The sequence below is a fragment of the Allobosea sp. genome (assembly GCF_048595345.1).
Taxonomy (GTDB): Bacteria; Pseudomonadota; Alphaproteobacteria; order Rhizobiales; family Beijerinckiaceae; genus Allobosea.
Genome location: NZ_JBMDWH010000063.1, coordinates 35,268 through 54,453 on the forward strand (window position 1 = coordinate 35,268; position 19,186 = coordinate 54,453).

A 19,186-nucleotide genomic window follows, 5' to 3' on the forward strand; every position below is an offset into this window, starting at 1 on the left:
CCGGCGGCGCATGCCGGCAGCGCGATCAGGAGGCCTGGCGGTAGACCCAGACGCGCGCGGGCGGAATGTTGCGCAGCACCCATTCGGAGACGAAGGCCTTCAGCCCCGAGCCGCGGCGCGGGATCGGCGAGATCACCGAATAGGTGAACTGGATGAAGGGCGCGCCTTCGACAAGGAGGGGAAACACCTCTTTCGCCAGCGCCGTGCGCGCTGCCGGCGGGCGGTTGAACAGCGGCAGGCTCGACACCAGCGCGACCGCCTTCTCGCCGAGATGGCCGGCGAGCGTCTGCGTCAGCGCATAGGCGTCACCCTGCACCACCGTGGCGCGGGGAAAGCGCTTGCGCAGCAACTCGCAGAATTCCGGGCTGTATTCGACCAGAACCAGCCGGCTTTCGTCGATGCCGCGTTCGATCAGCGCTTCGGTCACCGGGCCCGTGCCGGGGCCGATCTCGATGACGGGACCGGGTTGGGCCGGATCCACGAAGGAGGCCATGCGCCGCGCCAGTGCCGGGCTTGAAGGCGTTACCGAGCCGGTGCGGCCGGGATCGTCGATCCAGGATTTGATGAAGCGCGCCTCGTCGCCGAGCTTGAGCTTGGCCTCGGTGACGCGGTTGCGCAGCTTCTCGGTCTTGCTGCGCATCTCGCTCTCGACCTTGAAGCGGACGGCGGCGACCTTCAGCTTGGCCTCCGCCACGCTGTCGACCAGATCGGCGGCCGTGACGCGAACCTCGCCCTCCAGCCGGCTGGCGACGCGCGTCTGGCCCAGGCGGGCCGCGATGGAGATCGCGCGCGGGGGACGCTGTCGTGTCGTGGAAGCCATGCCAATCCTTAACGCACGGGGACGCCGGCGCAACGAGACGTTAATCGCCCCGCTTATGGGGTCAAGTCACCCGCCGCGCCAAGAGAATTCGATGCTGCGCCGCCCGCAAAGCCGCGATCAGATCAGCGGGCGCGGTGCGCTCGACTGGTCGTAGATCGCGGCCATATGGGCGGTCAGGCGCGGGTTCAGCAGCGTCAGCCGCCCGCTGGCGAGCGTAAACAGCCCCGCCTTGCGCAGGCGCGACCAGGTCTTGCTGGTGTGGACCAGAGAAAGCCCCAGCGCATCGGCCAGCTGCTGCTGCGACAGCGGGAACTCGAAACTGCCGTCGACGACGAGGCCGAGCGCATCGGCGCGGTGATAGAGTGTGATGATCAGCGCCGCGATGCGCTCGCCGGCATTGCGCTGGCCGACCGACGTCAGATTGTCGTCGACCATGCATTCCTCGCGCGAGCCCAGCCAGGAAAGTTCATAGGCGAGGCTCGGCATCTTCACGAACAGATCCCAGACGCGCTTGCGCGGGAAGACGCAAAGCTCGACCTCGGTCAGTGCCTCGATGCCGTGTTCGGCAGCGGCCAGCAGCGAGGCCTGCAGGCCCACCAGATCCCCCGGCAGGAGGATGTTGAGAATCTGCCTGCGCCCGTCCGGCAGCGATTTGTAGCGGAAGGCCCAGCCTGAAAAGAGCGTGTAGAGCTCGGCATCCTCCTGGCCGGGATGGATGATGTCGCTCCCGGCCGGCACCACGCGGTGATCGACCTTCATGCCCTGGATGAAGCGGATCTCGTCGTCCGTCTTGTCTTTGAAGGCAGGTTTCAGGCGCAAGGGGCAGGCCAGACAGGGCGTGCCCATACGCCCCGGCCTCATGGTCTGGCTGATCACGTCGCGCAATTCCTCCATCCGCAGGCGCAGACGAAGCGCGAAGCGGTGCGAGGGTGACGCATACCACGTCCCGTTTTCGTCCACGAGAGGGTCTGTGGCCGCTCGCCGGTGGCTTGCAACTTTCGGGGGGATCACCGCTTTCGGGAACCTTCGCAGGATTTCCTGCGTTTTCCCTGCCAGAAAGGCCGGCCAGGAGGCCGGTGGGCTTTGGGAGATCAAGATGCTGAAGGACAGCTTCGCCCCCGCCAAGCGTGCCCTGGTCTTCTTCGGTTGCATGGGCCTCGTCGTCGGCGGTCTTACCTTCGGGTCCGGCCTGCAGATTCCGAGCGATCAGAGTTCGACGACCATCGCCGCGATGCGTGGCGCCGAGCCGGCGGGCAAGACCCGCATGGCCGCGGTCGACCGCTCCGAGCGCAGCGAGAACGCGGCGCAGCGCGCCATCCAGTCCTCGACGCGCCAGGCGTTGGCCCAGGCCGACAGGCAGACCGCCGACAGCGCGACGTTTTTGCGCTGACGGCATGGAACCGGCGGCCTCCTGCCGCGTTATCACGGTGCGCACCCTCGCGCTAAACTTCTAAGCCGCCTGAAAGGCGGCTTGTTTTTTTCCAGCGCCTGCGACAGCCAAACCCGCGGAAACCCGATGTATCTGCGCATCCGCCACGCCACGACCTATCGCTACACGCAGCCCGTCCAGTTCGGCCCGCATCGGCTGATGCTACGCCCGCGCGACAGCTTCGATCTGCGCGTCGTCGACACGGCGCTGACGATCACCCCGCAGGCGGATCTGCGCTGGCTGCACGACGCCTATGGCAATCCGGTTGCGATCGCGGAATTCAGCGAGATGTCGGACACGTTGGACATCGTCAGCGAATTGACGCTGGAACGATTCGGCCCGGCTGTGCCTCACAGCCGGCTCGCCCCGGAAGCGGTGTTCTCCGGCATCGCCTATAGCGACAGTGAGCGGGCGGTGCTCTCGCCCTATTTCGAGCCTGCCGCCGCCGATGCCGATGGGGTGCTCGAGCGCTGGCTCGCCGATTTCCATGCGCGGCCGCAGGCGGACACCGGCCATCCCCTGCGCGACCTCTCTCACGCCATCTATGCCGGGCTGAGCTATGCCGTTCGCTATGACGAGGGCACCCAGCACCCGGCCGATACGCTGCTGCTCGGCCATGGGTCCTGCCGCGACTATGCCTGGCTCTTCATCGAGCTGGCGCGGCGACTCGGCTTCGCCGCGCGCTTCGTCACCGGCTATATCCAGGACGTCACGCCCGATGCGGCGGGGCTCGTCTCCCCCGTCGGTCTGACTCATGCCTGGGCCGATGTGTTCATCCCGGGCGATGGCTGGATCGAGTTCGATCCCACCAATGATCTGGTGGCCGATCGGCAGTTGCTGCGGGTTGCGGTGGCGCGCGTGCCGGAGGACGCCTCGCCGATCTCCGGCAGCTTCATCGGGCTGACCGGGTCCTTCATCGGCCTCAGCGTCGGCGTCACCATCGACCCCGTCCCGGCGCCCGACGAGCAGCCGCTTCTCGCCGCGCCCACGGCCGCCTGAGCCTCTCGGTCATTCCGGACGATCGGCGCCGCCTCCGCGTTTGCCGGACTCAGGCGTCGTGCCGCACGCGCCAGCGGCCGAGATCGCGGCCCTGCGGCCTGGCACTCTGCACAGCCTGGATCTGCGACAGCAGCCCCGCGAAGAGACGCGGCGGCTCGCGATGCGCGATCTCGCGATCGGCTTCCAGGTGAATGTCGATCGTCTCGGCGTCGATATCGACGACCGACACGCTGATGGCGACGATCGGGCTGCTGCGCAGCACGCGCGAGGCCACATCCGCCACGACGAATCCCAGCGGAATGATGCGGTCGACCGACAGCACCGCCTCTGTCTCGATCCGCACCGTGACCGATTGCTCGCGGGTCGCGATCAGGTTCGAGATCATCGTCACGACGTCTTCCAGGAACAGGTCGACGCGGACCGGCTGCATCTCGCCATCGGCGAGAGTGAAGCGATAAGCGGCCGAGAGCACATGCACGCGGCACTCGGCATCAGCCAGGGCCAGCCTCGCCTCGCTGTGATAGTCGCGCTTGCTCAGCCCGATATAGCTCTGCACCACCTGCAGGCTATTTTTCACCCGGTGGTGCAGCTCTCGGACGAGGAAGCGGTTGTCGTCCAGCGCCGTCTGCAGGCGGCGCTGGCGCACCTCCTGCTCGGAGACCATCGTGTTGAAGGCTTCGGCCACGCTCCGGATGTCGCTGGGCATGTCGTCTCCCACGGCCGCCCGCGCCTCGCGGCTCGAGCCGCGCGAGCGGGCCGCGCTCTCGATGCCGCGCAGCCAGCGCAGGCAATGCTTGTCGAGCGCGCGCAGATAGACCGCGCCGAGCAAAGCGAGCGTCAGCAGCGGCGCGAGCAGAAGCACGGCGAATTGCAGGCGCGCGGCCCGGCCGCGCGTGTCGTCGAAGCCGGCGATGACGTAGAATCCGGGTTCGGCCACCAGCCGGGCCGCGAAGACCCGCTCGGTGCCGTCGCGGCTGCGCCCCGTCCAGCGGCCCCCCTGATCCGGGATCGCTTCGTCGGCCGGCAGCCAGCCCGGCTTGAACTCGCCCCGGCTGGCGACCACGCCCCCGCCCCGCGAGAGCAGCGCGACGCTCATCCCGGCCCCGGCATGGCCGAGATCGAAGACGCTGTCGAGAATCTGCGGATCGACCAGCAGCAGCCCGTCGCGCAATTCCCCCGGCTCCGGATCGGCATTCATGGCGTGGACGGCCAGAAGGCGCCGTCCGCCCACCGAAACGTCGCCGTAATGCGCCTGGGCGAGCTCGACCCCGCCCCAGTTGGCGACCGGCGGAGCCTGTCGCAGCCGATCCGCGGTCTGCTGCAGAGATTCGGTCGGGATCGAGCCGTCGCGGCTGGCGGCGCAACTGCGGCCATCTGCGGTTCGCAGCAGCACCGCCTCGTAGCCGCGGACCTCCGCCAGCATGGCCAGAGCGGCGCGCCGGCAGAGCTCGGGCTGGATCTGGGCAGCCGGCATGCCCGCCCCGAAGGACAGGAGCGAACGCAGCGCTCCGCGATACCAGATGCGGGTGCGAACCGCGAAATCATCCGCCGCCTGGACCTGAGAGGCAGCGATCGCATCGGTGATGGAACGATAGGCGGTCGCCGCAGCCAGAGCCGTCACGCATGCAATCGGCAGCGCGATGGCGATCAGGAGCGCGAGAAGCCGGCCCCTGACGGTGCTGAAGCGAGCAAGGCGCATCAAGATCCGATGGTTTCGGAGCCCATTCTCTGCATGGCGGCGGCGCTGGTGCGGTCGGGCCCGAGATCGTCCACGCTGCCGATCGACAGCAGCTCGGCGAGCTTGGTGCGGGCGCGGTTGACGCGGCTCTTGATGGTGCCGATCGCGACGCCGCAGATCTCGGCCGCTTCCTCGTAGGAAAGACCGGTCGCGCCGACCATGATCAGCACTTCGCGCTGCTCCTCCGGCAGCTTGGCGAGCGCCTTGCGGAAATCGGCGAGGTCGAGATGGCTTTCCTGGTTGCCATGCGTCGCCATCCGCTCGGCATAGGTGCCCTCGCTGTCCTGCACCTCACGGCCGCGCTTGCGGTAGAGCGAATAATAGGTGTTGCGCAGAATGGTGAAGAGCCAGGCGCGCAGGCTGGTGCCGGGCTCGAACTTGTCCGAATTCCCCCAGGCCTTCAGCAGGGTGTCCTGCACCAGATCGTCGGCGAGCTGCATCGAGCCCGACAGCGACGCGGCGAAGGCGCGCAGATTCGGGATCTCCTTGATGAGGCCGTCCTTGAAGTCATTCGCGCTCATCGGACGACACTCCCGATGCGCGCTGCTCGGTCGCTTCCAGCTGCGCCAGCAGCACGAGGAATTTGTCCGGCACCGGCGCGTTGATGATGTCGTCGTAATGGGCCTTCAGGGAGCGACCGATGGATTCCTGAACTTTCGGATCCAGAATCATGTCGAGATCGTCATTATCGCCCGCTCCGGGTTCCGACATTGCTGAATCCGTATTCGTCATCACAGCCCTCGCACGCCGCGCCCGCCTTATTCAGCGGGTCTCGGACAGCCTTCCATGATGCAGCCGATCGAAGGCGCGGATGGCAACACCAATGCGCCCTATTAACAGGGGTTTCGCCAAAAGGTTCCGGCCGAAAGAAAAAATAAATTCCTTGTCTCTCGCTGCGTGCAAGCCATTATCGCAGAACGATAAAAAGGACGCATTCATGTCGATTGCCAAGGAAATTGCGCCGCATCTGCCCTATCTGCGCCGCTTCGCGCGCGCGCTCAGCGGAACCCAGGCGAGCGGGGACGCGCATGTCGTCGCGATGCTCGAGGCGCTCGTCGCCGATCCCTCCGGCTTTCCGCGCGACCTCGATCCGCGCATCGGCCTTTACCGCATCTTCCTGAAGCTCTGGTCTTCGACCGGGATCGACGCCAGCGAGCCGGTGGTCGAACTGGGGCGCGCCCCCGCCGAGCGCAATCTGGAGGCGCTGACGCCGCGCCCGCGCCAGGCCTTCCTGCTGCGCACGGTCGAGGGCTTTTCGATCGACGAGGTCGGCGCGATCATGAACGTCTCGTCGGCGGATGCCGCCGCGCTGATCCAGACTGCGGGTCAGGAGATCGCCGAGCAGGTGGCGACGGATGTCCTCATCATCGAGGACGAGCCGATCATCGCCCTCGATATCGAGACGATGGTGGAAGAGCTCGGCCATTCGGTCACCGGCGTCGCCCGCACCCAGCGCGAGGCGATCGCCCTGGTGGCGAAGAAGCGCCCGGGTCTCGTGCTCGCCGATATCCAGCTCGCCGATGGCAGCTCCGGCCTCGATGCGGTCAACGAGATCCTCTCCTCGATCGACGTGCCGGTGATCTTCATCACCGCCTATCCGGAGCGTCTGCTCACGGGCGACCGGCCGGAGCCGGCCTTCCTGATCACCAAGCCGTTCCAGCCCGAGGCCGTGAAGGCCGCCATCAGCCAAGCGCTCTTCTTCGATCGGCGCGCCGGCCGCAAGGCCGCCTGACCGATCCAGCGTCCGTTTTGGACCCTTCCCGAAACCCGCGGATCTCCGCGGGTTTCGCACGTTCAGGGCCGGAACCCGAGAGCTCCGGAGACGTTCGCGTGTCAGCGACGGCTTTCGCAACCGGGGAGGGTATGGACAATGGCGGCGACATGTATCGCAGCGATCATCGGCGCGAGCTCGATAGCGGCCGCCCTTGTGACAGGGGCGGTCCCGGTGGACGCCATGGGCGGGCAGATGCTGTCTCTCGTTCTGGCGGGCCTGACGGCGCTCGCCGTGGTCAGCGCCGTGGCGCTCGACAGCTGAGGCGCCTCCTGATCGCCCTGTCGGCCGGTGTGGCATTCGCACTGGCCGCGACGCCGTCCTTCGCCGGCCCCGGTGACGCGGGCTCGCGGGAAGCCCAAACCGCGACGCCGCTGCCGCCGGCGAGGCCGCTCGATCTGCCCGGCGCGCGAGAGGCTCCGGCCAAGCCTTCGGACGAGCCCGTCCCGCCAGCTTCCACGTCGCCGGGCACACCGGTCCAAAACCCGCCCACCGCCGCGTCGCGTGCCTCGGATAACTGCCTCGCCGCCCTCGGCGCCGTCACGGGCACTCGCGTGAAACCGGCTCCCATCGGCGCGCAGGCCGACGCCGCCTGCCAGGTCGAGCAGCCTGTCGTCGTCGAGGCGCTCGGCCTGCAGGGTACGCCGGGAACCTCCGTCCGCCTCGATCCGCCTCCCGTGCTCGCCTGCGCCATGGCGAGGGCGGTCGCGCATTGGCTGGATGCCAGTGCCGCGCCGCTGGCGCGGGGCTCTTTCGGCGTCGAGCTGACCAGTCTGCGTGTCGGCGGAGGCCTGGAATGCCGCCGCCGCAACCGTGCTGCTACCGGCCCGCTCAGCGAGCACGCCACCGGCAAGGCGCTCGATATCGCGGGCTTCCGCATCGGCAGCGGCACGGATAGCCGCGAGATCAGCGTCGCCGCCCCCAGATCGGCTGCCGAATCGCGCTTTTTGGAGGGGATCCGACAATCGGCCTGCGGCGCCTTTGCGACCGCTCTCGGCCCGGGGTCGGATGCGGCGCATGCCGACCATCTGCATGTCGATATTCAGCAGCGTCGCCAAGCGGCTTCTCGCTTCTGCCAGTAAGGCAGCCGCCGCAATCGGCGGTCAGGCCCTGACGATGCGCAGCGATGCTCCGAAACGCGGGCCTATACGCCCGGCTGGCCGTCCCTTGCCATTGGGGGCGAGGGTCGGGCGCCGGCGGCGGCTCGCCATCACGACCAGCGCCGCCTCGCGGTCCACGCCGGCCGTCAGGAGGTCTTCCAGTTCCCAGAAGGGCGGCACAGGCTTATCGGCCACATCGCCGGAAGCGACGATCCTGCTCGTCGATTGCAGTGAATTCCCCGACATTGCCTTCCCCATGCCAAGATGCGGGTTCAACGCAATAGGGAATCCGTGGTTCCAATGGGGAGGAACTGTGGGCAAGTTAGGGCGTTCACTCCCGTTTTCGTCAGGAGCATCGAAATGAGCATTGGGCATGTCCGCGGCGGGCTTGCGGTGGCGGCGCTGGCCTGGCTCCTGGCCTCGGCGACGACGGCTTTCGCGCAGTCCGGCCCGCCCTCGGGCCGGCTCTCCTGCACCATCGGCCCCAATGCGGCCGCGGTCACCGCAGGACAGCGGCCGATGGCGTGCCGCTACCACCCGCGCCGCGGCCCCATCCAGTACTACACCGCGACCGTGCGCAAATTCGGCATGGATCTCGGCGCCATGCGCGGCACGCGGATGAGCTGGCGCGTCTTCGGTCCCTATGCGCGCGCGCCGCTGGGTGCGCTGAGCGGGCCTTATCAGGCGGGCGGTGGCCGGCCGGGCCCCGACGGATCTGTCGGCGCCCCGATTCTGGTCGGCGGCAAGTCCGGACGGGTCTCGCTGCGCTCGCTCGCGGTGCAGAGCCTGCGCGGCGTCAATATCGCGATCGGCGTTTCGGAGCTGGAGCTCGCGCTCAACCCGCCGCGGCGCCGGCGCTGAGGACGCCGCGCGTTACCATTTCCTAAGACCCTCGGCGCACACTTGACTCAAATCGATGCGATCGCCCCTCGGCTGGCGAGGAACATAGCGATTGCTGCCGCGTTCTCGTGGCGGACCCGTGCTTGGTGAGTGGGAAATCTGTCGTCATGGCTGATATCCGCGTTCTCATCGTCGAAGACGATCCGTTCATCGCCATGGACATCGAGTCCGCGGTGGCTGAGCAGCTCGGCGATGGGGTGGAGCTGATTGTGGTGGAGTCGGTGGCGGCCGCGCGCAAGGCGGCGGCGGACCGTCTCGCCTGCGCGCTGCTGGACATCGACGTGATCGACGGCAAGACCTTTGAGGTGGCCACGGAGCTGCAGCAGACCGGCACGCCCTTCGCCTTCGTCTCCGGCTCGGCCCCGCACGAGGTGCCGACGCCCCTGCGCTCCGCCCATTTTCTGCGCAAGCCGTTCTCGACCCGAGAGGTCGCGGCCTTCGTGGTCGCCGCGATCGGCGGTCCTTTGGCCAAGAGCCCGGTCTGACCGGGCGGGTGGCGCCGGCTGCAGCCGGGCGCCCTCGCCTGGGCGACCTCTTGACCCTATGCGCCCGCCACGAAGCGCTTGAACGCTTCGCCATAGCCCTCATGCCAGCGCGACAAGGGCGGGCGGTTCTCGATGATATCGCCCATCGCCCATTCCATGCGCTTTTCATCGGTCGCGCGGCTGGTCTCGCCGTCCGGGCAGAGAATGTAGAAATCTCCGGCGGCGACCCTCTCCAGCATGAAGTCGACGGTCTGCTCCGGCGTCCATGCGCCGTCTGGCTTCTCGATCCGCCCTCGCGCGGTCAGGGGCGTGAAGACGAAGCCTGGGATGAGCAGATGCGCCGAAACCCTGCAGCCGGGCGTGTTGCGCAATTCGTGCTGCAGCGCCTCGGTGAACACCTTCACGCCGGCTTTAGCAACGTTGTAGGCCGGGTTGCCCGGCGGCGTGGTGATTCCCTGCTTCGACCCGGTATTGATGATCACCGCCGGCTCGCCATGGGCGACCATGCCGGGCCCGAAGAGCTGCGTGCCGTTGACGACACCGCCTAGATTGATGGCGAGCGTGTCCCGCCAGACGGGGTCGGAGCCGAAGATGCTGCTTTCGCGCTGAATGCCGGCATTGTTCATCAGCACATGCACCCGGCCGAAGCGGGCGAGCACCGCCTCCTGCAAGGCCGCGACCTCCTCGCGGCGGGCCACGTCCACCTGCTGCGCCAGCACGTTGTCGTGACCAGCCAGCGTCGCCAGCACCTGACCTGCGGCCTTCAGCGCCTCGCCGTCATGGTCGGCGATCACCACCTTGAGGCCGAGTTCGGCGAAGGCACGGGCCGCGGCGAAGCCGATGCCGGAGGCCCCGCCGGTCACGACGGCGACATGGGCGGCGATGAGAGCGGGATGAGGCGTCATGGAAATCTCGTCTGGCTGTGGGACGCGGCGGAGATGAACCGCGCCTCGCGGCGAGATGATGGCGCTGCCGGCCCCGGCGGCCGGGCCGCTCCCCGCATCCGGCGCTCGTCAGGGTCACCGCCTTGTCATTGGCCTTGGCGGCGCGCATGCGGCATGAGGACGCCATGCCGACGACCCTGACGAGCCTCATGGCGGCTGCCGCAGCCGCATGGATGCGCAAGTCGCGCCGCCTCCGTCCTGCCGCGACGGGGCTCGCGGCCGGGCTGGGGCTGGCGCTGCTGCCCTCGCTCGCGGCGGCTGCGGAAAGCGCGCCGGTGGGGTCCCCGCGCGTCACCGCGACGCTGATCGCGAACCGCGATGCCGTCGCTCCCGGCGAGACCGTCCGCGTCGCGCTGGTGCAGAAGCTGGCCCCGCACTGGCACAGCTATTGGCAGAACCCCGGCGATTCGGGCGAGCCGACCCGGATCGAATGGACCTTGCCGCCGGGCGCCGAGGCCGGCCCCATCGCCTGGCCCGTGCCGAAGGCCATCCGCGTTGAGCCGCTGGTCAATTTCGGTTTCGAGGGCACGGTCGTCCTGCCGGTGGAAATCACGGTCCCGCGCAATGCGAGGCCGGGCGACCGCTTCCCCATCTCCGCGCGCGCGACCTGGCTGGTCTGCGAGAAGGTCTGCATTCCGGAGGAAGGGTTCTTCGCGCTCGACCTGCCGGTCGCCGCCAGCGGCATCGGCGACGAGGCGGCGACCCGCACCATCGACGCGGCGCTCGCCGCGCTTCCCAAGCCGGCCGGCTTCCGGGGCCGCCTTTCGGGCGAGGGCGCGCAGCTCGAGCTCGCCCTGCCGGGCCTGCCGGCCGGGGCGCGCGATGTGCGGTTCTTCCCCGTTTCCGATTCGCTGATCGAGCACGCGGCCGGGCAGAGCCTGGTGCCGGGGCCCGTTCCGACCCTCACGCTGGCGCGCTCCGGCTCCTTCGCCCTGGCGGGGGCGGAGGTGAATGGCGTGCTGACCTATGACGACAACGGCACGCCGCGCGCGCTGGAACTGGTGGCGGAGATCGACCCGGCTTTGGCGGCGAGCGCCCCTGCCGCAGCCGCTGGATCAGCGCCGGCACCGCAGCCGGTCGCGATCCCGCTGCCGGCGCCGGGCTCCGACCTGACTCTGCTGGCGGCGCTCGCGCTCGCCTTCGCCGGGGGGCTGGTGCTCAATCTGATGCCTTGCGTGCTGCCCGTGCTGTTCATCAAGGCGCTGGGCTTCGCGCAGCTGGCGCATCGCAGCCGGAGCGAGACCCGCGAGCAGGGCCTGCTGTTCCTCCTCGGCGTGCTGGCGAGCTTCTGTCTGCTGGCCGCCCTCGTCATCGGCCTCGGCGCGCTGGGCACGCAGGTCGGCTGGGGCTTTCAGCTGCAATCGCCGCCGCTGGTGATCGCGCTCGCGGTGGTGATGGTGCTGATCGGGCTCAACCTGATGGGCGCTTATGAGATCGGCGGCTCGGTCACCGGAGCGGGCGACGGCCTCGCCAGACGCGGCGGGCGGCTCGGCGCGCTCATGACCGGCGTGCTCGCCGTGCTGGTGGCGACGCCCTGCACGGCGCCCTTCATGGGCGCGGCGATGGGCTATGCGGTGACGCAGGCCGCGCCGGTCGCGCTCGCCGTCTTCCTCGCGCTCGGCCTCGGCTTCGCCTTGCCGGTGGTCGCGCTCGCCTTCGCGCCGGGCCTGTTACGGCTGCTGCCGAAGCCGGGCCGCTGGATGCTGGTGCTGAAACAGGCCTTCGCCTTCCCGATGTTCGCGACCGCGATCTGGCTGATCTGGGTCGCCGCGGTGCAGACAGGCCCACAGGGCGTGCTGGCCGCGCTCGTCGCCGTGCTGGCGGCGGGGTTCGCCGTCTGGATCCTGGGTGTCACGCGCGGCCCTGCCGGCCGGCGCCTGGCAGGCCTGGCCCTCGCCGCCGCGGCGCTCTCGGCGGCGGGCTGGTTCACGGTCGAGACGGCCGTGCCCGGCCCGGCCGGAGAGGCGCGGGCCGGCGACACGCAGCCCTGGTCGCCCGAGCGCGTCGCCGCGCTGCAGGCGCAGGGCAAGCCGGTCTTCGTCAATTTCACCGCGGCCTGGTGCATCACCTGCCTCGCCAATGAGCGGGTGGCGCTGTCCCGGCAGGAGGTGAAGGATGCCTTCGCCCGGCTCGGCGTGACCTATCTGAAGGGCGACTGGACCAATCGCGACGCCCGCATCGCCCAGGCCCTGGCCGAGCAGGGACGGGCGGGCGTGCCGCTCTATCTGGTCTATCCGGGCCGCAAGGACGCCGCCCCCGAGACCCTGCCGCAATTGCTGACGCCCGACACGATCGTCGCCGCGGCCGAAAGGGCGGCCTCGGCCCGCTGACGCACAGCCGCCGTATGCGAGGCTCGGTCGAGGTTACGGCGTGCGCGCGCCGAGATCGCGCGGGGCGGCGTTGACGGTGACGATCTGGCCGTTGCGCATTTCGAGGACGGCGAGGCCGCGCTCGACCTGCCCGTCCGGGCGGAAGCGGAAGACGCCATCCGCGCCGGCAAAGCCGGAGGCGTTGGTCAGCACGGCTTCGGAGAAGCGCTGCGAGCCCTGCGTGCGGGCCAGCGCCGCCGCCAGCGAGACGGCGTCATAGGCCAGCGTGGCCGTGCGCGTCGGCGTGGCGTTGAAGCGCTGCTGGTAGCGCGCCGCGAAGGCGTTGAACCCCGCCGTGTCGGGGGAGGCGAACCAACCGCCGTTCAGCGCGGGGATCTGCGCCATGCTCTGGTCGTTCCATACGCCGGTGCCGAGCGGCTTGACCTTGCGCGGATCGAAGCCGGCCTGCTGCAGCGCCTGCGCGAGGGCCGGCATGGTGTCGGCTCCGGCCGGCACGAACAGCGCATCGGCCTGTGCCAGCGCCGGCATCAGCCGCTGCACCGAGGCCTGCATCGCCGCAGCATCCGCGCCGAAGCGCTCGATGATGACGACGCGCACGCCGCGCGCCGCCGCCGTCTGCTGGAACGCAGCCTCCACCACCTTGCCATAGGCGGTGTCCGGCACAAGGGCGGCGAAGGATTTGCGGCCCTGCTGCGCCGCGAAGGCGATGACGCGCTCGACATCGTTCTCGGGCGGGAAGGAGAGCAGATAGACGCCGCGCGAGGCGACGTTGGAATCGCTGGAGAAGGCCATGACCGGCCGGTTGGCGGCTTTCGCGACCTGCCCCACCGCCTGGACGGAGGGCGCGAACAGCGGCCCGATGATCAGCTCCGCCCCTTCGCCGATGGCCTGCTGGGCGGCGGCGCGGGCGCCCTCGGCCGTGCCGCGATCGTCCTTGACGAGGATGGTGAGGTCGGCATTGGGGAATTCGGCCAGCGCCAGCTCGGCGGCGTTCTTCAGCGAGTTGCCGACCACGCCGCCTTGCCCCTCGGCGCCGAGCGGCAGGATGAGACCGACCTTGACCTTGCCGGTGCCGAGGGTCTGGCCGGAGGGTGCCGCCGGCTCGGCGCTGCCACTGTCGAAGCCAGGCACGCCGGCGGGACCGCCGCCGCAGGCACTCAGCAGCAGAGCCACCGAGGCGGCGAGCAGATGCGCCCGGTAGCGCCGGAAGGATGCGACGGTCCGATTCTCGAACACGGGCTCATCTCCACTCTGGCCGGCGGGCGACGCAGCCTGCCGGCATGTCGGCCCTCGCCGGGCCAGTGCCGTCCCCCCGGGGGACTCGTGCCAGTGCCGGAGTGTATTTTCAAGTTGTTAACTATGGGTTGAACCGCGTCGCACGCCGCCCGGCGTGGCGCTTCGCCCGGCCCTGTGGCAGCGTGGCACCATGACGACCGACGCCCCGACCCGCGCGCCCAGCTACACCGCCTTCGGCCTCAAGGCCGAGGCCGAGCCGCTGGCGCCGGGGCTGCATATCGTCGCGACCCCCATCGGCAATCTGCGCGACATCTCCTTCCGCGCCCTGGCGACGCTGGCGGCGGCCGACGCGATCCTGGCCGAGGACACCCGCACCTCGAAGACGCTTCTGGCGCATTACGGCATCGCCACGCCGCTCTACCCCTATCACGAGCACAACGCCGAGCAGATGCGGCCGAAGGTGCTGGCCAAACTGCGCGAGGGCGGCAAGCTCGCCTTGATCTCGGATGCCGGCACGCCGCTCGTCTCCGACCCCGGCTACAAGCTCGTCGCCGAGCTGGTGGCGGAAGGCCTGCCGGTGACCGGCATTCCCGGCCCCTCCGCTGTGCTGGCGGCTTTGGTGCTGGCGGGGTTGCCGACCGATCGCTTCTTCTTCGAGGGCTTCCTGCCGCCCAAATCGGCCGGGCGGAAGACCCGGCTGACGGAGCTGGCGGCGATCCCCGGCACGCTGGTCTTCTTCGAATCCCCGCGCCGCCTCGCCGAAATGCTGGCCGATGCCGCCGCCGTGCTGGGACCGCGCGCCGCGGCGGTAGCGCGCGAACTGACCAAGTTCCACGAGACGGTCCAGCGCGGCACACTGCCGGACCTCGCGGCCCATTACGACGGCGAGGAGGATCCGCGCGGCGAGATCGTCGTGATCATCGGCCCGCCGGGGGCGCAGGAGCTGCTGCCGGCCGGTGACGTCATCGACGAGCGGCTGAAGGATGCGATGGCCCGGCTGTCGCTGAAGGAGGCGGTGGCGCAGGTCGCGGCCCAGACCGGCCAGCCGCGCCGCAAGGTGTATGCCCGCGCGCTCGAGCTGACCCGCGAGACCCCTTGAGCGAGGCGGGCGAGCGTTCGGCGCGCCGCAGCCGGCAGGCCCGGCGCTCCGGCCTCGCCGGCCGGCGGGCGGAATGGCTCGCGATTCTCTGGCTTTCGGCGAAGGGCTACCGGCTGCTCGACCGGCGTTTCGGCGGCAAGGGCGGCGAGATCGACCTCGTGATGCGGCGCGGGCGCACCATCGCCTTCGTCGAGGTCAAGGCGCGCAGCCGCATCGAGGATGCGATGGCGGCCGTCACCGCCGAAAAGCGGCGGCTGGTCGAGCGGCGGGTCCGGCAATGGCTCGCCCGCAATCCCTGGGCCGTCGGCCATGATCTGCGGGCCGATGCGGTGTTCCTCGCCCCCTGGCGCGCGCCACGCCATGTGCCCGCCGCCTTCGACCTTGTCCTGTGACGCAGGGCCACCCACTTGCGGGGTCCGCACCGGCCGGCCGATAAGAGCCCGGCCGCAACAGGAAGACTGCCGATGACCCTTTCCGTCGCCATCCAGATGGACCCGATCGAGCGCATCCGGATCGCCGGCGATACCGGCTTCGCCCTGATGCTGGAGGCGCAGGAGCGTGGCCATACGCTCTACACCTATACGCCCGAGAAGCTTTCGCTGCGCGACGGCACCGTCACGGCCCGCATGCGCCCGGTGACGGTCCGCGATGTCGAGGGCGACCATTTCACGCTCGGGACCGAGGAGAAGGTGGACCTCTCGACGCTCGATGTCGTGCTGCTGCGGCAGGACCCGCCCTTCGACATGGCCTATGTCACCACCACCCATATGCTGGAGCGGGTCCACCCCAAGACGCTGGTGGTGAACAACCCCACCGAGGTGCGCAACGCGCCCGAAAAGATCTTCGTCACCCATTTCCCGGAGCTGATGCCGCCGACGCTGATCACCCGCGACCGGGCCGAGATCGAGGCCTTCCGCGACGAGTTCGGCGAGATCGTGATGAAGCCGCTCTACGGCCATGGCGGCGCGACGGTGTTCAAGACCGGCAAGGACGACCCGAATTTCGGCTCGCTGTTCGACCTGTTCTCGAACCTCTTCCGCGAGCCCTGGGTGGTGCAGGGCTTCATCAAGGAGGTTTCGGAGGGCGACAAGCGCATCATCCTGATCGACGGCAAGGCGGCCGGCGCGGTCAACCGCGTCCCGGCGGCGGGCGATCTGCGCGCCAATATGGTGCGCGGCGGCGCGGCCCGCCCGACCGATTTGTCGAAGAAGGAGCTGGAAATTTGCGAGGCGATCGGCCCCGAGCTCAGCCGCCGCGGCCTGCTGCTCGTCGGCATCGACGTGATCCACGGCAAGCTGACCGAGATCAACGTCACCGCCCCCACCGGCGTGCGCGCGATCAAGAAGCTCGGCGGGCCGGATCTGGCGGCGCAGCTCTTCGACGTGATCGAGGCCAAGCGCGCGGGTTGAACGCTCTTCACACCGCCACGCCGTCATCTCGGACGAGCGGCGAAGCCGCGCTGATCAGGGATCCATCGTAAAGCTCCCGTGCCCTTCGATGGATCCCGGGGCAAGCCCGGGATGACGGGCCGGGTCCGTGCGTCCTTGACGGGCGTTCATTTAGCCGTCGCTGGCCACTCCTCGATGTCGATCCAGCGCGAGAGCGCGGCGAAAGGCGGCGCGCTCAGCAGCATGCAGCAGCCCCCGCGCGGATTGCCGGGCTTCGATTCCGCGCCGATCGGCACGCCCTCCAGCCGCGCCCTGAGCAGCCGGCCGACGCCGCCATGCGAGACGATGAGCTGCAGCCCCTCATCGGCCCGCGCGGCCACCGCCTGGATCGCCGCGACGATCCGCTCCTGCTCGGCCGCCGCCGTCGCCCAGCCGCGCACACTCCGGGTCGGGTTGGCGAAGAATTCCGCGGCGACGCGGCTGAATTCGGGCTCCGGAATATAGCCCGTCGCGGAGCGGTCGTTTTCGCCCAATTCGGGCAGGACATGATGCGGCAGCCGCAGCTGCGCCGCCAGGATCTCGGCCCCGTCCATCGCCTTGCGCTCGTCGCTCGACCAGACGGCGCTCGCCCCGGCCGCGGCGAGCTTGCCCGCCATCAACGCCACCCGCTCGCGCCCGCGCGGCGAGAGCGGCCATTGCGGCACCGGGACCTGCGGGTCGATGACGACTTCGGGATGGGTGATGAAGAGCGCGCGCATCGCGTGCTCTCAGGTCGGTGCGGGAGCGGCGTGCCCGCTCAGCGGATTCTCCTCGTCCCAGCCATAGCGCAGGGTCTCGAAGCGAAGGGTCAGCGCGTCGATCAGCAGCAGCTTGCCGACCAGCGGCTCGCCGAAGCCCGTGACCGCGCGGATCGTCTCCAGCGCCATCAGCGAGCCGACGACCCCCGGCAGCGCGCCGAGCACGCCAGCCTGCGCGCAGGTGGGGATCGCGCCGGGCGGCGGAGCCTCCGGGAACAGGCAGCGCCAGCTCGGGTTGGGGCGGCCATCGGCGGCGGTCTCATGGGCGCGGATCGTGGTGAGCGAGCCGTCGAAGCGGCCGAGCGCTCCCATCACCACCGGTTTTTTCTCGTGGAAGCAGGCGTCGGAAACCGCATAGCGCGTCTCGAAATTGTCCGACCCTTCCACGACCACATCGTAGAATGCGACCATCGCCCGCGCATTATGCGCGTCGATGCGGGTGACGTGCTCCTCGACGATCACCTCGGGGTTGAGATCGCGAACGAAGCGCGCCGCCGCCACCGCCTTGTGCGCGCCGATATCCTGCGTGGTGAAGATCGTCTGGCGCTGGAGATTGGAGAGCGACACCACGTCGTCGTCGACGATGCCGATCTTGCCGATGCCGGCGGCCGCCAGATACTGGATCAGCGGGGCCCCCAGCCCGCCGGCGCCGACCACCAGCACGCGGGCGTTCTTCAGCTTCTGCTGCCCCGGCCCGCCGATCTCGGGCAGGACGATATGGCGGGCATAGCGCTCGATCTCGTCATCGCTGAGGCTCATGACCTGGGTTTAGCCCCCCGCCGCGGGCGCGGCAATCGCAGCATGACGCGACGTCTTGGCCGCGCCGCGCGCCCGTGCCATCGTAAGGCATGGAGGCGCCGGCAACAGGCGCCCGCTGCAACAGGGGAATGGTTTCATGCGGTTGGCTTCTTTTGCGGCGGCGCTCGCCGGCGTGGCGCTCTCGGCCATGGGCGCCTTGGCCCAGCAGGCGATCAAGCCTGCGATCGTCTATGACAAGGGCGGTAAATTCGACAAATCCTTCAACGAGGGCGTCTTCATCGGCGCCGAGAAGTTCAAGAAGGAAACCGGCGTCGATTTCCGCGATTTCGAGCCGACCAACGACGCGCAGATCGAGCAGGCGCTGCGCCGCTTCGCGCGGGACGGAAACTCGCCGATCATCGCCGTCGGCTTCAGCCAGGCGACGGCGCTGCAGAAGGTGGCGGCCGAATTTCCCAATCTGAAATTCACGATCATCGACATGGTCGTCGATCTGCCCAACGTGCAGTCGGTGGTCTTCAAGGAGCATGAGGGCTCTTATCTCGTCGGCCTGCTCGGCGCGATGGCCTCCAAATCCGACAAGCTCGGCTTCGTCGGCGGCATGGACATTCCGCTCATCCGCAAATTCGCCTGCGGCTATGTCCAGGGCGTCAAGGCGGCCAAGCCCAAGGCCGAAATCTTCCAGAACATGACCGGCTCGACCCCGGCCGCCTGGGCGGATCCGGTCAAGGGCGGCGAGCTCGCCAAATCGCAGATCGACCGCGGCGCGGATGTGATCTACCACGCCGCCGGCGCCACCGGCATCGGCGTGCTGCGCGCGGCGGCGGATGCCGGCAAGCTCGGCATCGGCGTCGATTCCAATCAGAATGCGCTGCATCCCGGCAAGATCCTCACCTCGATGCTCAAGCGTGTCGACACGGCGGCATACGCCTCCTTCATGGCGGCGCGCGACGGCTCCTGGAAGCCGGGCCTGTCGGTGCTGGGCCTCAAGGAAGGCGGCATCGACTGGGCGCTGGACGACGCCAACAAGGCGCTGATCACCCCCGAGATGAAGGCCGCCGCCGACAAGGCTAAGGCCGACATCATCGCCGGCACGGTGCAGGTCCACGACTATATGTCGGACCAGAAATGCACGATGTGATGCAGGTGGCCTTCGCGCGGGGCGAGGCTCGCCCCGCGGTCGCAGCGCCATGACGCCGCCCGCCATCGAACTCATCGGCATCTCGAAGCGCTTCGGCGCCGTGCAGGCGAACAGGGATGTCTCGCTGGCGGTGGCGCCCGGCTCGATCCACGGCATCGTCGGCGAGAACGGCGCCGGGAAATCGACGCTGATGTCAATTCTCTACGGCTTCTACGAGGCCGATTCCGGCGAGATCAGGGTCAAGGGCGCGCCG

At 69.1% G+C, this 19,186-nt stretch carries 22 protein-coding genes; 12 read left to right on the top strand and 10 right to left on the bottom strand.

Translation table 11 applies throughout. The annotated features are described in order from the left end of the window. Positions 1–25: 25 nt before the first annotated feature. Together ACOJTB_RS07305 and ACOJTB_RS07310 are read right to left on the bottom strand one after the other, a co-directional pair. Positions 26–820, bottom strand: coding sequence for a class I SAM-dependent methyltransferase (locus ACOJTB_RS07305; RefSeq protein ID WP_420101864.1), 795 nt, complete (start codon positions 818–820; stop codon positions 26–28). Positions 821–937: 117 nt separating this feature from the next. Beyond that, a complete protein-coding gene (locus ACOJTB_RS07310; protein ID WP_420101865.1) occupies positions 938–1,780 on the bottom strand; it encodes a Crp/Fnr family transcriptional regulator in 843 nt (280 codons plus the stop codon). Positions 1,781–1,790: 10 nt separating this feature from the next. Between ACOJTB_RS07310 and ACOJTB_RS07315 the strand changes: the two genes are divergently transcribed. Together ACOJTB_RS07315 and ACOJTB_RS07320 are read left to right on the top strand one after the other, a co-directional pair. After that, positions 1,791–2,210 carry a hypothetical protein gene (locus ACOJTB_RS07315; protein WP_420101866.1) on the top strand — a complete coding sequence of 140 codons (420 nt, stop codon included), beginning with the start codon at positions 1,791–1,793 and terminating at the stop codon, positions 2,208–2,210. Positions 2,211–2,336: 126 nt separating this feature from the next. Further along, positions 2,337–3,248: a transglutaminase family protein gene (locus tag ACOJTB_RS07320; RefSeq protein WP_420101867.1), complete on the top strand. Its 912-nt coding sequence runs from the start codon at positions 2,337–2,339 to the stop codon at positions 3,246–3,248. Positions 3,249–3,297: 49 nt separating this feature from the next. Here ACOJTB_RS07320 and ACOJTB_RS07325 read toward each other — a convergent pair whose 3' ends face one another. The 3 genes from ACOJTB_RS07325 to ACOJTB_RS07335 are packed head-to-tail and all read right to left on the bottom strand — an operon-like array spanning position 3,298 to position 5,718. Next, positions 3,298–4,947: a histidine kinase dimerization/phosphoacceptor domain -containing protein gene (locus tag ACOJTB_RS07325; protein ID WP_420101868.1), complete on the bottom strand. Its 1,650-nt coding sequence runs from the start codon at positions 4,945–4,947 to the stop codon at positions 3,298–3,300. Then, on the bottom strand, positions 4,947–5,507 hold the full coding sequence (locus ACOJTB_RS07330; protein WP_420101869.1) for a sigma-70 family RNA polymerase sigma factor: 561 nt from the start codon (positions 5,505–5,507) through the stop codon (positions 4,947–4,949). The genes ACOJTB_RS07325 and ACOJTB_RS07330 overlap by 1 nt, the downstream gene beginning before the upstream one ends. Then, positions 5,494–5,718: a NepR family anti-sigma factor gene (locus ACOJTB_RS07335; RefSeq protein WP_420101870.1), complete on the bottom strand. Its 225-nt coding sequence runs from the start codon at positions 5,716–5,718 to the stop codon at positions 5,494–5,496. Before ACOJTB_RS07335 ends, ACOJTB_RS07330 begins: the two co-directional genes overlap by 14 nt. A gap of 205 nt (positions 5,719–5,923) precedes the next feature. Here ACOJTB_RS07335 and ACOJTB_RS07340 point away from each other — a divergent pair, with 205 nt between their 5' ends. Together ACOJTB_RS07340 and ACOJTB_RS07345 are read left to right on the top strand one after the other, a co-directional pair. Continuing rightward, positions 5,924–6,718: a response regulator gene (locus tag ACOJTB_RS07340; protein ID WP_420101871.1), complete on the top strand. Its 795-nt coding sequence runs from the start codon at positions 5,924–5,926 to the stop codon at positions 6,716–6,718. 332 nt (positions 6,719–7,050) lie between these two features. After that, positions 7,051–7,839 (top strand): extensin-like domain-containing protein, encoded by a 789-nt coding sequence (locus ACOJTB_RS07345; RefSeq protein WP_420101886.1) that lies wholly within the window; start codon positions 7,051–7,053, stop codon positions 7,837–7,839. Positions 7,840–7,860: 21 nt separating this feature from the next. Here ACOJTB_RS07345 and ACOJTB_RS07350 read toward each other — a convergent pair whose 3' ends face one another. Next, on the bottom strand, positions 7,861–8,103 hold the full coding sequence (locus ACOJTB_RS07350) for a hypothetical protein (RefSeq protein ID WP_420101872.1): 243 nt from the start codon (positions 8,101–8,103) through the stop codon (positions 7,861–7,863). A gap of 114 nt (positions 8,104–8,217) precedes the next feature. Here ACOJTB_RS07350 and ACOJTB_RS07355 point away from each other — a divergent pair, with 114 nt between their 5' ends. Together ACOJTB_RS07355 and ACOJTB_RS07360 are read left to right on the top strand one after the other, a co-directional pair. Beyond that, positions 8,218–8,718: a DUF992 domain-containing protein gene (locus tag ACOJTB_RS07355; protein WP_420101873.1), complete on the top strand. Its 501-nt coding sequence runs from the start codon at positions 8,218–8,220 to the stop codon at positions 8,716–8,718. Positions 8,719–8,864: 146 nt separating this feature from the next. Next, positions 8,865–9,242: a response regulator gene (locus tag ACOJTB_RS07360; protein WP_420101874.1), complete on the top strand. Its 378-nt coding sequence runs from the start codon at positions 8,865–8,867 to the stop codon at positions 9,240–9,242. A 56-nt stretch (positions 9,243–9,298) separates the two neighbouring features. On the opposite strand, the gene ACOJTB_RS07365 is transcribed toward ACOJTB_RS07360, so the two are convergent. After that, positions 9,299–10,147, bottom strand: a complete 849-nt coding sequence (locus ACOJTB_RS07365) for an SDR family NAD(P)-dependent oxidoreductase (protein WP_420101875.1) — start codon at positions 10,145–10,147, stop codon at positions 9,299–9,301. Positions 10,148–10,311: 164 nt separating this feature from the next. Between ACOJTB_RS07365 and ACOJTB_RS07370 the strand changes: the two genes are divergently transcribed. After that, on the top strand, positions 10,312–12,516 hold the full coding sequence (locus ACOJTB_RS07370; RefSeq protein WP_420101876.1) for a protein-disulfide reductase DsbD family protein: 2,205 nt from the start codon (positions 10,312–10,314) through the stop codon (positions 12,514–12,516). Positions 12,517–12,549: 33 nt separating this feature from the next. Here ACOJTB_RS07370 and ACOJTB_RS07375 read toward each other — a convergent pair whose 3' ends face one another. After that, on the bottom strand, positions 12,550–13,752 hold the full coding sequence (locus tag ACOJTB_RS07375; protein ID WP_420101877.1) for a penicillin-binding protein activator: 1,203 nt from the start codon (positions 13,750–13,752) through the stop codon (positions 12,550–12,552). Between the two features lie 190 nt (positions 13,753–13,942). Here ACOJTB_RS07375 and rsmI point away from each other — a divergent pair, with 190 nt between their 5' ends. The 3 genes from rsmI to gshB all read left to right on the top strand — a co-directional run bounded on the left by rsmI (position 13,943) and on the right by gshB (position 16,260). Next, positions 13,943–14,851: a 16S rRNA (cytidine(1402)-2'-O)-methyltransferase gene (gene rsmI / locus ACOJTB_RS07380; protein ID WP_420101878.1), complete on the top strand. Its 909-nt coding sequence runs from the start codon at positions 13,943–13,945 to the stop codon at positions 14,849–14,851. After that, the gene (locus ACOJTB_RS07385) at positions 14,848–15,243 is read left to right on the top strand and encodes a YraN family protein (protein WP_420101879.1); all 396 of its coding nucleotides are present in this window, start codon (positions 14,848–14,850) and stop codon (positions 15,241–15,243) included. The genes rsmI and ACOJTB_RS07385 overlap by 4 nt, the downstream gene beginning before the upstream one ends. A gap of 72 nt (positions 15,244–15,315) precedes the next feature. Then, positions 15,316–16,260, top strand: a complete 945-nt coding sequence (gshB, locus tag ACOJTB_RS07390; RefSeq protein ID WP_420101880.1) for a glutathione synthase — start codon at positions 15,316–15,318, stop codon at positions 16,258–16,260. 146 nt (positions 16,261–16,406) lie between these two features. On the opposite strand, the gene ACOJTB_RS07395 is transcribed toward gshB, so the two are convergent. Together ACOJTB_RS07395 and ACOJTB_RS07400 are read right to left on the bottom strand one after the other, a co-directional pair. After that, the gene (locus tag ACOJTB_RS07395) at positions 16,407–16,997 is read right to left on the bottom strand and encodes a histidine phosphatase family protein (protein ID WP_420101881.1); all 591 of its coding nucleotides are present in this window, start codon (positions 16,995–16,997) and stop codon (positions 16,407–16,409) included. A 9-nt stretch (positions 16,998–17,006) separates the two neighbouring features. Continuing rightward, positions 17,007–17,795, bottom strand: coding sequence for a HesA/MoeB/ThiF family protein (locus tag ACOJTB_RS07400; protein ID WP_420101882.1), 789 nt, complete (start codon positions 17,793–17,795; stop codon positions 17,007–17,009). Between the two features lie 136 nt (positions 17,796–17,931). On the opposite strand from ACOJTB_RS07400, the gene ACOJTB_RS07405 reads away from it, so the two are divergent. Both ACOJTB_RS07405 and ACOJTB_RS07410 read left to right on the top strand, forming a co-directional pair. Beyond that, the gene (locus ACOJTB_RS07405) at positions 17,932–18,933 is read left to right on the top strand and encodes a BMP family lipoprotein (RefSeq protein WP_420101883.1); all 1,002 of its coding nucleotides are present in this window, start codon (positions 17,932–17,934) and stop codon (positions 18,931–18,933) included. A 49-nt stretch (positions 18,934–18,982) separates the two neighbouring features. Further along, positions 18,983–19,186, top strand: a 204-nt coding sequence (locus tag ACOJTB_RS07410) for an ATP-binding cassette domain-containing protein (RefSeq protein WP_420101884.1), incomplete at its 3' end; no start/stop codon positions are given.